The 13983-nt window shown below is 62.7% G+C and carries 11 protein-coding genes and 1 pseudogene; 7 read left to right on the top strand and 5 right to left on the bottom strand.

Features of this window, described 5'->3' with window-relative positions:
• Nucleotides 1-69: 69 nt before the first annotated feature.
• The 7 genes from AC0ZT5_RS08470 (at nt 70) to AC0ZT5_RS08440 (ending at nt 8442) form a co-directional block, all read left to right on the top strand.
• Entirely contained in the window at nt 70-726 is a 657-nt protein-coding gene (locus tag AC0ZT5_RS08470) for an amino acid ABC transporter permease (protein ID WP_488496055.1), read from the top strand.
• Entirely contained in the window at nt 723-1583 is an 861-nt protein-coding gene (locus AC0ZT5_RS08465) for an amino acid ABC transporter ATP-binding protein (RefSeq protein ID WP_488496054.1), read from the top strand. Before AC0ZT5_RS08470 ends, AC0ZT5_RS08465 begins: the two co-directional genes overlap by 4 nt.
• Before the next feature lie 85 nt (nt 1584-1668).
• A complete protein-coding gene (locus tag AC0ZT5_RS08460; protein ID WP_488496053.1) occupies nt 1669-3147 on the top strand; it encodes an aldehyde dehydrogenase family protein in 1479 nt (492 codons plus the stop codon).
• A 14-nt stretch (nt 3148-3161) separates the two neighbouring features.
• Nucleotides 3162-4856 carry a GMC family oxidoreductase gene (locus AC0ZT5_RS08455; protein WP_488496052.1) on the top strand — a complete coding sequence of 565 codons (1695 nt, stop codon included), beginning with the start codon at nt 3162-3164 and terminating at the stop codon, nt 4854-4856.
• Nucleotides 4857-4873: 17 nt separating this feature from the next.
• The gene (locus tag AC0ZT5_RS08450) at nt 4874-5656 is read left to right on the top strand and encodes an HpcH/HpaI aldolase family protein (protein WP_475452239.1); all 783 of its coding nucleotides are present in this window, start codon (nt 4874-4876) and stop codon (nt 5654-5656) included.
• 22 nt (nt 5657-5678) lie between these two features.
• Nucleotides 5679-6944 (top strand): NAD(P)/FAD-dependent oxidoreductase, encoded by a 1266-nt coding sequence (locus AC0ZT5_RS08445; RefSeq protein ID WP_488496051.1) that lies wholly within the window; start codon nt 5679-5681, stop codon nt 6942-6944.
• A gap of 58 nt (nt 6945-7002) precedes the next feature.
• Nucleotides 7003-8442 (top strand): NAD(P)-dependent oxidoreductase, encoded by a 1440-nt coding sequence (locus AC0ZT5_RS08440; RefSeq protein ID WP_488496050.1) that lies wholly within the window; start codon nt 7003-7005, stop codon nt 8440-8442.
• Nucleotides 8443-8657: 215 nt separating this feature from the next.
• On the opposite strand, the gene AC0ZT5_RS08435 is transcribed toward AC0ZT5_RS08440, so the two are convergent.
• The 5 genes and pseudogenes from AC0ZT5_RS08435 to tauA all read right to left on the bottom strand — a co-directional run bounded on the left by AC0ZT5_RS08435 (nt 8658) and on the right by tauA (nt 13938).
• Nucleotides 8658-9680 carry an aminopeptidase gene (locus AC0ZT5_RS08435; protein WP_488496111.1) on the bottom strand — a complete coding sequence of 341 codons (1023 nt, stop codon included), beginning with the start codon at nt 9678-9680 and terminating at the stop codon, nt 8658-8660.
• 348 nt (nt 9681-10028) lie between these two features.
• Complete coding sequence (gene ssuD, locus AC0ZT5_RS08430; protein ID WP_488496049.1) at nt 10029-11180, bottom strand: FMNH2-dependent alkanesulfonate monooxygenase; 1152 nt, start codon at nt 11178-11180, stop codon at nt 10029-10031.
• A gap of 44 nt (nt 11181-11224) precedes the next feature.
• Nucleotides 11225-12072 (bottom strand): annotated as a pseudogene (locus AC0ZT5_RS08425) (ABC transporter permease subunit).
• Nucleotides 12069-12863 (bottom strand): taurine ABC transporter ATP-binding protein, encoded by a 795-nt coding sequence (locus tag AC0ZT5_RS08420; protein ID WP_488496048.1) that lies wholly within the window; start codon nt 12861-12863, stop codon nt 12069-12071. The pseudogene AC0ZT5_RS08425 and the gene AC0ZT5_RS08420 overlap by 4 nt, the downstream one beginning before the upstream one ends.
• Nucleotides 12864-12930: 67 nt before the next feature.
• A complete protein-coding gene (gene tauA, locus AC0ZT5_RS08415; RefSeq protein WP_488496047.1) occupies nt 12931-13938 on the bottom strand; it encodes a taurine ABC transporter substrate-binding protein in 1008 nt (335 codons plus the stop codon).
• Between the last annotated feature and the right edge of the window lie 45 nt (nt 13939-13983).

Genomic DNA, 13983 nt, shown 5'->3' with positions numbered 1-13983 from the left:
ACAGCCTGACCGCCGCCTGGTGGGGCGGTCAGGCCACCACTGGACGTGCATCGAACCAGTGAGGACGCCATGTTCGACTATACAGTCATAACCAACAATATCGGGCTGCTCTGGCAGGGCCTGCTGATGACGCTCTACTTCACCGTCATCACGATTGGTGCCGGCATGCTGATCGGCCTGTTCATCGGGCTTATCCAGCTGAGCACGTTCAAGCCGCTGGTCGTTCTCGGCCAGGTCTATGTCGAGTTCTTCCGCAACATTCCGCTGCTCGTCACGCTTCTGTGGGTCTATTACGCATTCCCGATCTTCGCCGGCATCAATGTCACGAAATTCTGGGCCGGCTTCATCGGGCTCAGTTGCTATGTCGGCTCTTTCTACGCTGAAATCCTGCGCGCCGGCGTCCAGTCGGTCGATCCTGGCCAGACGGATGCGGCGACCGCCATCGGAATGTCCTATGGCCAGCGCATGCGCCGGATCATCCTGCCGCAGGCCTTCCGCAAGATGATCCCGCCGCTCGCCGGTCAGTCGATCATCCAGATGAAGAACACGACGCTGCTGTCGATGATAACGGTTCCGGACCTTCTCTATCAGGCGAGCTATATCTCGAGTTTCACCTATCGGCCGATGGAAGTTTACACCGCCGTCGGCGTCATCTTCCTGATGATCCTGGTGCCGCTGACGCTGCTGTCCCGGAAACTCGAAAAGAGCGGGGCCAGCGTAAAATGAGCACCACCCAAACCATCACGGCCGCGCCGGAGAAGAGCGACAAGCCGGTGCTTCGGCTGGACGGCATCTGCCTGAAGTTCGGCGACAAGCGTGTGCTGAACGGCATCGATCTCGCGGTCGTCGAAGGCGAGGTGGTGGTGCTGATCGGCGCCAGCGGCTCGGGCAAGACCTCGCTGCTGCGCTGCATCAACCTGCTCAACGTGCCGACCAGCGGCAGCATCGTCATCGATGACGAGACGCTGTTCGATAGGCAGGCCGACGGCAAGGGCGCCCAGATACCGGCCCAGGAGGTCAACCGCATCCGCTCCAAGACCGGCATGGTCTTCCAGCAGTTCAATCTGTTTCCGCACATGACGGCGCTCGAAAACGTCATGGAAGGTCCGGTCATCGTCAAGAAGGAGCCGAAGGAGCAGGCGCGTCAAACGGCACTGAAGCTCCTCGATGTCATGGGGCTGGCGCAGCACGTGGAAAAATATCCGCGCCAGCTTTCCGGCGGCCAGCAGCAGCGCGTCGCGATCGCAAGGGCCATGGCCATGCAGCCGAAGGTGATGCTGTTCGACGAGCCGACCTCAGCGCTCGATCCCGAACTGGTCGGCGAAGTCATGAAGGCAATGGTCGAACTGGCCAGGAGCGGCATGACCATGGTGATCGTCACCCACGAGCTGGGCTTTGCCTTCGAGGTCGCCGATCGGGTGGTGTTCCTCGACCAGGGGCTGGTGGCGGAGCAAGGGCCACCGGCCAAGGTGCTGCTGCATCCGGAACATCCGCGTCTGAAGACATTCGTCGGACGCTTCCATGAATCGGCGGATCTGCTTCGCCCGTTCCTCGAGGCGCGTGAGGCCGAGAAGGCGTGTTGACGGCACGCCGCTTCACGCGAAAACAGTCAAGCGGGCATCGTCGAATGCGCCCCCCTTTCGAGATGGCCGCAAAAGGAAGACATCAATGACACTGAGTTTCGATCCGGCCACAATCGCCATTCCCAAGGGCCATCATATCGGCGGGCAGTATGTTGACTTGCCTGGCGCTGAAATTGAGGTACTCCGGCCCTCCGATCTCCAGCCCATGGGATTGATCACCGACGGTGGGGAAGCGGCGGTGCAACAGGCCGTCGATGCCGCGAAGAAGGCGATGGCGCAGAGCCGCTGGGCGAAGATCGCGCCGCGCGATCGCGCCGCCGTGCTCATGCGGTTCGCGGCGCTTATCGAAGAGAACGCAACCTACCTCGGACAGTTGGAGGCGATGGGGTCGAGCCGGCTGATCTCGATGACGATCGTCCGTGACGCGGTGCGCACTGCCGGCGTCGTGCGCTACTACGCCGAGTTCTGCGACAAGATCGAAGGCACGGTCACCGCGACCGAGGCGAATGCGCTGAGCATCGTCAAGCATGAACCCTACGGCATTGTCGGCGCCATCGTTCCCTGGAACTTCCCGATGATCACCGCGGCCTGGAAATTCGCCCCGGCGCTGGCCGCCGGCAATGCGGTAGTGATGAAGACGTCGGAACTGACCCCGCATAGCCTCTTGGCGCTTGCGGAACTTGCCACCAAGGCCGGCATTCCGGCCGGCCTGTTCAATGTCGTCAACGGTTACGGTCACACAACGGGAGCGGCGATCGTGCGCCATCCCGATATATTGAAAATCTCCTTCACCGGCTCGACGCAGACCGGTGCCGCAATCATGACGCTGGCCGCCCAGTCCGGCATCAAGCCCGTCACGCTCGAACTCGGCGGCAAGAGCCCGCAGCTGGTGCTGGCCGATGCCGGTGACATCGACGTGGTAGCCGGGCGCGTCGCGGCCGCCTTTATGGATAATGCCGGCCAGGTCTGCACGGCCGGTTCGCGGTTGATCGTCGAGGATAAGATCGCCGACCAGCTGATCGAGCGCGTCATCGCCCGGACCAAGGCGATCAAGGCAGGACCGACCTGGGACGAGACAACCACCTTCGCGCCGATCATCAGCCGCAAGCAGCTCGAGCGCATCGATACGATGGTGCGCGCCAGTATCAGCGAGGGCGCCTCCGTCGTCACTGGCGGCACGGTGTTGGAAGGTCGCAACGAAGGCAGTTTTTTCGCGCCGACCATCCTGGGCAACGTCGACGACGACAATATCGGTTTCAGGGACGAGTTTTTTGGTCCGGTGCTGACGGTGCGCAGCTTCACAGATCTGGAAGAAGGCCTCGCCCAGGCGGCGCATCCGGTCTACGGGCTTGCCGCCAGCGTCCACACCACGGATTTGAAGAAGGCGCTCAAGGCGGCGGATTCGATCGAGGCCGGCATGGTCTGGATCAACCAGCACGGGCGCGGCCCGGAGTTCACCTACCCGGCCGGCGGCTACAAGGGCTCCGGCTTCGGCAAGGATATGGGCCGTGCCGGTATCGAGGCGTTCCTGCGCCAGAAGGCCATCTGGGCCAATTACGCCTGAGCGAGCGCAAGCACATGCAATTCGATTACATCATTGTCGGCGGCGGCTCGGCGGGCGCCGTGCTCGCCAGCCGTCTCTCGGAGAACGGCACGAAGCAAGTCGCGCTTTTCGAAGCCGGGCCCGACACGCCGCCGGACGATGTTCCGGACGTGATCGCTGACAGCTATCCCGGCCTTTCCTATTTCGACCCGAAATACCATTGGACGGAACTGCGCGTCTTCAACCGCTCGCCGAAGCAGAACGCGCAGGTGGTAAAGACGGCCAAGCTCGAACAGGCCAGGGTGATGGGTGGCGGCTCCAGCATCAACGGCCAGTTCGCCGTGCGCGGCATGCCGCACGACTATGACGAATGGGAAGGTCTCGGTCTGCCCGGCTGGGGTTGGGACGGCATGCTGCCCTATCTCAAGAAGCTCGAACGCGATCTCGATTTCGATGGCGAGCTTCACAACAAGACCGGCAGGATTCCGATCCGCCGCGTCTTTCCGCGGGACTGGGCCGGTTTCACCAGGTCCGTCCTCAAGGTGACGGAAAGCGAATACCCCTACCGGCCGGACTACAATGGCAGTTTCGAGGACGGCTCGTTCCCGCTGCCGCTGTCGAATGAGAACGACCGCCGCGTCTCGACCGCGATCGGCTATCTCGACGCCGAGGTGCGTGCCCGCAAGAACCTCCACATCTTCGCCAATGCCTTCGTCGAGAGACTGGTGACCAAGGGGACGCGCGTCACCGGTGTCGAGGTTACGATCGCTGGCCAGACAAAGGTCCACAGTGCCGGCGAGACCATCGTTTCGGCCGGCGCGCTGCATTCGCCGGCCATCCTGCTGCGTGCCGGTATCGGGCCGGCGGCGCAACTGAAGCGGCTGGGCATCGAAGTGGTCGCCGATCGCCCCGGTGTCGGCGAGAACCTGACCGACCATCCGCATCTGGCCGTCGGCGCGCATTTCAAGAAATCGGCGCGGCTGAAGCCCGGTCAGCGACGTCACATCTTTCTGGGCGTCAGATATTCTTCCAACTACGCCGATTGCCACCCCGGCGACATGCTGCTGATGCCGGTCAACCGCGCCGGCTGGCATCCGCTTGGCAAGGCAATGGGCGCGCTCAATGTCTGCGTCAACAAATCCTATTCGCGCGGAACCGTCACCTTGAAGTCGGCAGTCCAGACCGACGAGCCGATCGTCGATCTGAACATGGCCTCTGACGGTCGCGACCTGATGCGCCTGGTCGATGGCTTCAAGCGCATCTGCAAGATCATGCAGTCGCCCGACGTCCAACAGCACGTCAACACCTGGTTCCTGGCTGGCTATAGCGACGAGGCGCGTGCACTCAGCGTCCGCAAGCCGTCGAACTGGATCAAGACCGCGACCGCGGCCTATCTCTTCGACTACGCGCCGTTCTTCCGCGAGACCTTGCTCAAGCGCAAGTTCGGCACCACCGATCGCATCCAGGCGATGCTCGGCAATGAAGAGCTGATCGCCGACTGGGTCAAGCAATCCGTCTGGTCGGGCTGGCATGTCTCGGGCACCTGCAAGATGGGTGCCGATGGCGATCCACTGGCAGTGCTCAATGCCGAATGCCGGGTGCGCGGCGTGCAGGGCCTGCGCGTCGTCGATGCCTCGATCATGCCGACGATCGTCGCCGCCAACACCAACATCACCACCATCGCCATCGCTGAAAAAGCGGCGGACCTGATTTTGAATTCCCGACAATAGCAAAGGACTTGAATTCTATGCGCAAGAACAAGGTGAAGGATATCTGGGCCGCCGGCGGCGAAGTGGTTACGGGCTGGCTCGGCATTCCATCGTCGATCTCGGCGGAACTGATGGCCCAGCAAGGCTGGGACGCGCTGACGGTCGACCTCCAGCATGGCGCGACTGACTATGTCGACGCCGTGCCGATGCTGCAGGCGATCTCGACGACGGACACCACGCCGATGGTGCGCGTGCCCTGGAACGACCCGGCAATCATCGGCAAGGTGCTCGATGCCGGCGCCTATGGCGTGATCTGCCCGATGGTCAACACTGCGGAGGAAGCGGACGCCTTCGTCAAGGCCTGCCGCTATTTCCCCAAGGGCGGCCGCAGCGTCGGCCCGCTGCGCGCCTCGCTCTATGCCGGCGCGGACTATTTCCAGCACGCCAACGATACCATCATCACCATGGCGATGATCGAGAGCGAGCAGGCGGTGAAGAACCTGGAGGACATACTGAAGACGCCGAACCTCGACGCCATTTTCGTCGGTCCGTCGGACCTTGCTGTGACCATGGGCGAGGCACCTGGCTTCGATCCGCGCTATCCGGCGGTCTACGAGGCAATCGAATACATTGCCGCGAAGTGCAAGGAGGCCGGTGTCATTCCGGGCATCCATTGCGGTTCGGTCGCCTACGGCGTCGACATGCGCAAGATGGGCTATCGCTTCATGGCCTATCTCTCCGATTTCCGCATGCTGCAGCAGATGGTGGCGCGGTCGCTGCCGGCCTTCCGCGCCGGCACGCCGAGCGCGATCGCGCCCTGATCGGCACAACGGATCGATCGCCATGACATCTACAGGCACGCCGCGCGGCAAGGTGACGGTCATCGGCGCCGGCATCATCGGCGTCTGCACCGCGAACTATTTGCTTGAGCAGGGTTTTGCCGTCGAGGTGGTCGATCCGGCGTTGCCGGGTTCGGAAGAGCAATGCTCATTCGGCAATGCCGGCGGCATCTGTCCGGGATCCTGCATCCCGAACTCGATGCCCGGCGTGCTTGGCAACGTGCCGAAATGGCTGATGGATCCGGAAGGTCCGCTGATCGTGCGGCTCGCCTATCTGCCGCACGCACTGCCCTGGCTGCTGCGCTTCCTAGCCGCCAGCCGCAAGCCGCGTGTCGAGCAAATATCGGCGGCGATGCGCTCGCTGCACCGCTACACATTCGAATGCTACGAGCCGCTGATCAAGGCCGCCGGCTGCGAGGATCTGCTGCAGAAGCGCGGCCAGCTCTTCGTCCATGAAACGGCCGATGGTCCGTCGAAGGGCGCCTATGGGCTCCGGCTGCGGCGCGAACACGGCGTCAAGGTCGACATTCTCGATGCCGACGAAATCCGCCAGCTCGAACCGGCCTTGGCGCCGATCTTCAAGAGTGCGGTCTATCTGCCCGAACAAGGGCAGTGCCCCAACCCCGGCCGTCTTGTCGCCAAGCTCGCCGAACATGCGGCACGTCAGGGCGCCCGCTTCATCAGGGCAAAAGTGCTCGGCTTCGATATGGGGGCCAATGGTCCCTCGGCGCTGCGGCTGGAAGGCGGCGGGCGCATGCCGGTCGAAACCGTGGTGCTGTGCGCCGGCGCCTGGTCGGGTGATCTTGCCCGCAAGCTCGGCGACCGCATTCCGTTGGAAACCGAGCGTGGCTACCACATCATGGTCAGGGGTGCCGATACCGGCCTGCGCATCCAGACGATCTCCGCTGACCGCAAGTTCGTCGCCTCGCCGATGGAGGACGGTCTGCGGATCGCCGGCAATGTCGAATTCGCCGGGCTGAAGGCGCCCGCCAACATGATCCGGGCGGATGTTCTCCTGAACCAAGCGAAGCCGATGTTCAGGAAGCTGGAGGTCGGCGAGGTCACGCGCTGGATGGGACATCGGCCGGGAACCCCCGACAGCATTCCGGTCATCGACCGGTCATCGCGGGCGAAGAACGTCATCTACGCCTTCGGCCACGGCCATCAGGGCCTGATCGGAGGGGCTGTCACCGGCAAGATCGTGTCGCAACTTGCCGCCGGTTTGCCGCCAGCGATCGATCTGACCCCCTTCCGGGCGGATAGGTTCTGATTACTCAGAGCGCGCTGCTGTACCGGCAGGCCTTTCCGTTCTTGCATGGGGAAACGACGTGACCGCAAACACCAATACGCTGGCCGTGGAGCCGATCGATCCGGAAAGCGTCTACGCCGTGCTGATCTGCGATCTGGTCGGCCTGCGCTTCGGACCGGACGGCAAGCCTGACCCGAGCGAAGCGCGTGCGCATATCGAAGCTAAAGGCGGCCGCTTCCACCTGTCCGCGCTTGGCGACAAAACGGGGCTCGAGCGGGGCCGGGTGCATTTCTTCTACCAGCCGGACCTCAGCACCCGCGAGGAGCTGATCGAAGCGGCCGGCGACGGCCGCTATGACGCCGTCATCGCGGCAGCGACCTTCCTTCCTGCCGAGACCGTCTTTGCGCTCGCCGGCGTGCGGATCGGCGCCGGCACCGGCAATATGGGCTCGCGCTCCTGGGGCGGCGGCAGCGGCGACGGCGGCAGCGCGGTGCTGATGAACACGCCCGGCATCAACAGCCGCGCGACGGCGCAGATGGTGATGAAGGCGATCCTGAAAGTGCTGCCGGATCTCCCGGTCGGCCTGCTTCACGACCGGGTGGCACGTGGCGATTTCGACACCGGCAGGGAGCTGCGTGATTTCCCGACCGAAAAACTCGAAGGCAAGACGATCGCGGTTATCGGCTACGGCAATATCGGCAGGGAAGTGGCCAAGCTCGCCCGTGCCTTCGGCATGCGGGTGGTGATCCATGCCCGGCCACGGCACCGCGACTGGGTAGAAGCCGAGGGCTTTGCCTTCGCGGCGGACCTCGCCGACGCGGCTGAAGGTGCCGATGTGCTGAGCGTCCATGTCGGCCTGGGCAAGCAGGATGCGCAGACCGGCCGCTGCGCCAATGCCGGGCTCATCGGTGCGGATGTCCTGTCACGCATGAACAAGGGCGCGGTGCTGGTCAACTACGATCGCGGTGAGCTTGTCGACGTTCGAGCTCTTGACGACGCCCTGTCATCAGGACTTGTGCGCCATGCGGCAATCGATGCCGACCTGTTCAGGGATGCGTCGACCGGCAGCCTCTCCGGGCCTATGCTACCTTATCTCGACCTTGTCGAGAGGCATGGCGGCAAGCTTGAACTCCTGCCGCATGCCGCGGCCGATACGGATCACCCTTCGCGCGTCGCCGGCGCCAGGCAGGCCGTCGACCAGATCTTCGACGTCATCTGCCAAAAATCGGTGACGAACGCCAAAGGCACCGTGCCGCCAGAGTATCTTTCACTGGGCGCAACCACGCCTTCGGGCATCGGACCAGTGACAGCGCGCGACCTTTTGCAATTGAATGGACAGGAATGCTCCGACCTCGCGGATCTCTGCGAGCGGCAAACCCGATTGTGGCAGGCTCTTGCAGACGCGCGTCTGCGTGAGCGCGGCGAGATCGTCGCTGAACAAGGCGAAGAGCTTGTCCGGCTGATAAATCGCCTTTGCCATGCAGTTGAAAAATCGAACCTCAAAGGGCCGTATCAGTAAAATATTGGTCCCGGAGAGCGCGAGCCGGCGGGCAGTGCTTTTTGGTCTGCATTAGTCGGGTCTCTTCTTCGGGTCGCCAGACCATACGAGAACATACGAAGGATGCGTGAACACGGCAACTTTCGCGACGTAGCTTCCCAAATCGGACCGTCTCCTTTTGGTCCCCAATCTGACATCGGAACATTCCAGAGACCGTGCTCCCCTGCTTGTTCAAGTCAATCACACGTGGCCGCAGCCTTAAGCGCTTCGGCGCGGGAAGGTTTGTTCAAATCGGCGATCCGCCGAACAGAAGCGTAGAACCTTGGATAGTCGCCGGAACACAGATCGAACAAGCGAAGAAACGTCGGAACCTGTTCGCCATAGACAGCGGTCGCGGCGAGCTTTGCGTTGTTGATCGGGGCATCGAACCAGGCGTCGTACCCCCGGTATCCGGCCCAGCGCCTGTCGCGCATTTGCCTGTAGCGTGTCCGCAGCTTGTCGATCGTCGCTGCCTTGGCAGCCGCCATCTGCTCCGGGGTACGGGGACTTGCATAGACCTGCCCTAATTCGTCCCGAGTTTTCGACACCAGTCCAAGAAAATCGGCACGGCGCTTGCGATCGGCTTCGTAGCGGCGCAATCCGGCCCGATCGCCAGCTGCGCGCAACCATTTCCTTACGCCGGTGGTTTCGACGGCAACCGCGAAAGCCTCATTGAATGCGGAGTCGTCATTCACATAGATGCGCTGATGCGCCAGCTCATGAAAGACAAGGCTTGCGAGATACGTGTCGTCCTGACGAAGCATGGTGCTTAGCAGCGGGTCACTGGACCAGCCCAGTGTGGAATAGGCGGTGACGCCTGTGACATAGACGTCCAGCCCCTGTCGATGAAGCTCGACAGCGCTGTCAGTCGCGGATTTCCGAGCAAAGTAACCCCGGTACGGAACGCAGCCGAACACAGGAAAGCACCATGTTCGTGGCGTCAGGGAGAATTGCGGCGCGGCAAAAACGGCCCAGGTCACAGCGTCCCTGCCGATGTCAACATAGCTGCGGTAGCTGTTGTTTTCGGGCAGTGCCAGTTCATCTGACGCAAACTGTCGTATGCTGCTTGCAGACGTCAACTTGGTGCGCAATGCCTCAGGCGTCGAAGGATCATGGATCAGTTTTCCAACATTTTCGCGCGCCGCCATGATCTGCACATGACCCTCCAACGACTGCGCGTAGTAGGAAATGCTAGTGCAGCCGGTCACCCCGGACGCCATGATCACCGCGGCAAACAATCGAAAAACGCGCTTCACAGCTTGCCCACCGCTTGCTCTTCTCCCCATGGAGCAAATGTCCCCATTGCCCCGGTCTCAAACAGGCGCACCAATTTTCGTCAAGGTCTGGAAGGGGTGGCGGGTCGAAATTTCGACTTTGGCAGGTTTGGCAAATGCAGGCCATTCGCCCACGAATTGACGAATGTCCCACCGCAGGACGGAGTCCGCAAGACGCGGACTGTCCACCGGGATGCCACGTTCCCCTAAGCTGCCGATCTGCTGCCGGCCCTATCTCAGTCCTTCGATGTCACCAGTAGGTGTGGCTGTTCCGAGCGCGGAGCAGACAGGACGTCACGATGCGGATGCTGCGACCTTGGAAGGCACAGCGCGTCCGAACTCGACGTCCCAGCTTCGCTCCACGGGTGCGGCTTCGCCACTCAACCCGAGTTTGGGGAAAAGCAGTTCGGCGACGTTGAACGCCTCTTCCAGATGCGGGTAGCCCGACGCGATGATCGTTTCGATGCCGATCTCCTGATATTCGCGAATGCGCGCGGCGACATTGTCGGGATTGCCGACCAGGGCCGTTCCCGCGCCGCCACGCACCAGCCCCGGTCCCGCCCACAGGTTCGGACCAACGACCAGTCTGTCGCGCCTACCCTGGTGAAGCGCCGACATGCGCTTCTGCCCGACGGATTCCGAGATGTGGACAAATCCGTTCTGGGCTTCGGCGATCAGGTCGTCGGTGACGTGGCTGATCAGCCGGTCGGCAGCAGCCCAGGCCTCATCCTCCGTTTCGCGTACGATCAGATGAATGCGAAGGCCGAAACGGATCGTGCGACCTTGTGCAGCCGCCGCCTTCCCGACGCGATCGATCTTTTCGGCGAGCTGGTCCACCGGTTCGCCCCAGCTCAGATAGGTGTCCACATGCTTGGCGGCGATCGCAATACCCGCGTCGGAAGAGCCTCCGAACCAGAGTGGCGGATGGGGTTGCTGAACCGGCGGGAAGGAAATGTCGGTGCCGTGGGCAGAAAGGTACTTGCCCTCGAAATCCGCCGGCTCACCCGAAAGGATCCGCCGCCAGATGGTCAGGAACTCGTCGGTTTGCGCATAGCGCTCGTCATGGCTGAGCTTGTTGCCGTCGCCGGCGAGGTCGGCTGGATCTGCACCGGTGACGACATTGAGCAGGACGCGGCCGCCGGAGATGCGGTCCAGGGTGGCGGCATGACGCGCAAATAGGGCCGGTGTTCCGCTGCCAGGCCGGAGCGCCACGAGGAACTTCAGCCGTTCGGTGAGCGGGATCAGCCCGGCCGCCACGATCCAGGCGTCCTCACACCGCGTCCCGGTGGGCAGCAGCACGCCCTTGAAGCCCAGCCGGTCGGCGGCCTGGGCGATCTCCTTGAGATAGCCGAAGGTTGCCGGGCGGTGCCGCTCGTCGGTGCCGAGATACGGTCCATCGCCATGCGTCGGCAGGTACCAGTAGAGGTCGAGCGGCTTGCTGGGCATCGGATTGTTCCTTCAGCGATGTGGAATGGGTGGGCAGGTAAGCGTCAGAGCTTGCCCTTCCAGGGGATGAGGCGGTGCTCCAACCAGCGCATGCCGCTGGTGAAGCCAAAGGCAAGGATTGCGATGACGATGAGGCCGACGAAGACGACGTCGGTGGCGAGGAAATTGGCGGCCGACATGATCATGTAGCCAAGGCCCGACTGGGCCGCGATGAGCTCGGCCGCGACCAGCGTCGACAATCCGGCACCGATGGCAATCTTCAGGCCGGTCATGATTTCCGGCAACGCGGACGGCAGGATGATGCTGGTGAACAGTTGCAGTCGGCTGGCGCCTAGCGACAGGGCGGCATTGATGCGTTCTGCGGGCACAGACCGGACACCGGCCTGTGCGGCAAAGCAGATTGGGGCAAAGGTTGACAGCGACAGGAGCACGATCTTGGAAGTCTCGCCGATGCCCAGCCAGATGATCAGCAGCGGCAGGTAGGCCAGCGGCGGCAAGCCCCAGTAGAGATCGATCGGCACCTGAAGATGCCTTTGACCCAGCGATTGAGGCCCATCAGCAGGCCGAGCGGAATGCCAAGGAAAATGCCGACGCCGAGCGCCGCCGCTATACGGCCCAGGCTTGCGAGTGTGTGGTCGAGCAGCGTGCCATTGGCATACCCGTCGGCCCAGACGGCACTGAACTGGGTCAGCACCTCGGCCGGCGACGGCAGGAACAGCGGCGACGCCCAGCCAAAGCGCGCGGCGATGAACCACAACGCAATCAGCGCAGCCAGCGTGACCAGGCTGATGCCGAGCGTGCTTGTCGACGCGGATCGGCGTGGCCGGAGGGACGGCCTGTGCTGGGTCGTCGAAGGTGGGAACGAAGTCGGGGAATTGGCGGCAAGCGTCATTGCAAGGTTCCTGTGCGGGCGCCTTCCGGCTGGTGGATCAGCGAGCGGATTTCCTGACGCAGTTCAATGAAACGCGGGTGGGACTGGATTGGCCCGATGTCGCCACTCCTGGCAAACTCGCGGACGAAATCGGCCTCGAACCGGGCAACGATACGGCCAGGTCGGGGCGACATCACAACGATGGTCGTGACGAGCGTGAGGGCTTCCTCGATGGAATGGGTGATGAACAGGATCTGCTTGCCGGTCTTGGCCCAGACCGAGGCCAGAAGCTGCTGCATTGTCTCGCGCGTCAGGCTGTCGAGGGCGCCGAACGGCTCATCCATCAGCAGGATCTTCGGATCGGTGGCCAGGGCTCGCGCGATGCCGACGCGCTGGCGCATGCCGCCGGACAGTTCATAGGGCGGCTTTTCGGCGAAATCGGCGAGCCCGACCAGTTCCAGCAGACGCCTTGATCGCTCATGGCGTTCGCTGCGCCGCACGCCCTGGTATTTCAGGCCGAGAGCAACGTTGTCCAGCACATTGGCCCAGGGCAACAAGGTATCCTTCTGGAAGACGACACCACGATCGCCGCCGGGCGCGACAATCTCCTTTCCATCCAGAGTGATCGTGCCCTCGGTGAGCGGCAGGAAGCCGGCGATCGCGTTGAGCAATGTCGACTTGCCGCATCCGGAAGCACCGACGGCGACGACAATGGAATCAGGTGCAATGTCGAGCGAGACGTGATCGAGCGCGTGAACGTCCTTGCCGTCGGAAGCTGGAAAGGTGACGCTGGCGTCGCGAATTCGAAGCATGGTGGCCTCCAAGCAGTCTGGCTGGCGAGATTGCCGCCAGCCAGAACCGAATGTCGTTCAGGGATGTCTAGTTGGAGGCCTTGGCAGCCTGCACATATTGCGAGTCGGCGGCTGCGGCGTAGCTGTCCTTGATGGCGGTGATCTTCTTCTGGTCCTTCAGGAAGCCCGCAGTGTCCTTGAGGATTTTCGCAACAGCGCTCTTGTCACCACCGCCCAGCCATTTATCGGAAACCTGCTCGTCGAGCGGTGGAACAACCGTCGTCTTCAGCTGTTCCGAATTCTCGGCCGCCGTGCCGCCCTGCAATTTGGCGATCGCCTTGGCGCTCTCGGAGTCCGGTCCCCAGGAAGCTGGGTTGGTCAGATATGACGTTGTGTAGCCATCGATCAGCCGGACATATTGGCCGAGGAAGTCGGGATTGGCCTTGGCGAATTCACCGGTCACGACAAGCGCGCTGAAGGTCGGAGCGCCACGATCGGCGACCTGGCCGGCTGTGAGCAGGACCTTGCCGTTCTTCTTGAGTTCGGAGAGTGCCGGATCCCAGACGAAGGCGCCATCGATGTCACCGCGCTTCCAGGCGGCGACGATTTCGGGCTGCGGAATGGCGATGACCTGGGTTTCCTTCTCCGAGATTCCTTCCTGCTTGAGTACGGCGAGAAGCTGGTAATGGTCAGTCGAGACGGGTGCTGCGGCGAGCTTCTTGCCCCGCAAGTCGGCCGGCGACTTGATCTCGGGCCGCACCACCAGGGCTTCGCCGCCACGAGAGACCGAGGAGATGTAGAACGCCTTCACGTCGATGCCCCTGCTGACGGCGGCGGCGAACGGGCTCGATCCGACATCGCCGATCTGGACGTCGCCGGATGCGATGGCGGCGAAGATGTCGGCGCCCGAATTGAAACGGCGGAATTCGATGTTCCAGCCGGTCTTCTTGGCTAGATCGCCATTGGCAATGCCGAGATTGTACGGATTGGCACCCGTCTGGTAGGCGATGACGACTTTCTTGTCGGCTCCAAGCGCTGCAGCGCAGCTGGCCGCCAGGGCAAGCCCGACAAGGGCAGCGGAAATCAGTTTTCGCATGGTATCTTAATCCTTTGAAACAGAGGGCACAGCTTTGATTGCCAG

Source organism: Mesorhizobium sp. CNPSo 4670 (genome assembly GCF_057784235.1).
Note: the sequence above shows the minus strand (reverse complement) of the source record. Positions and strands in the feature narration are given on the sequence as shown.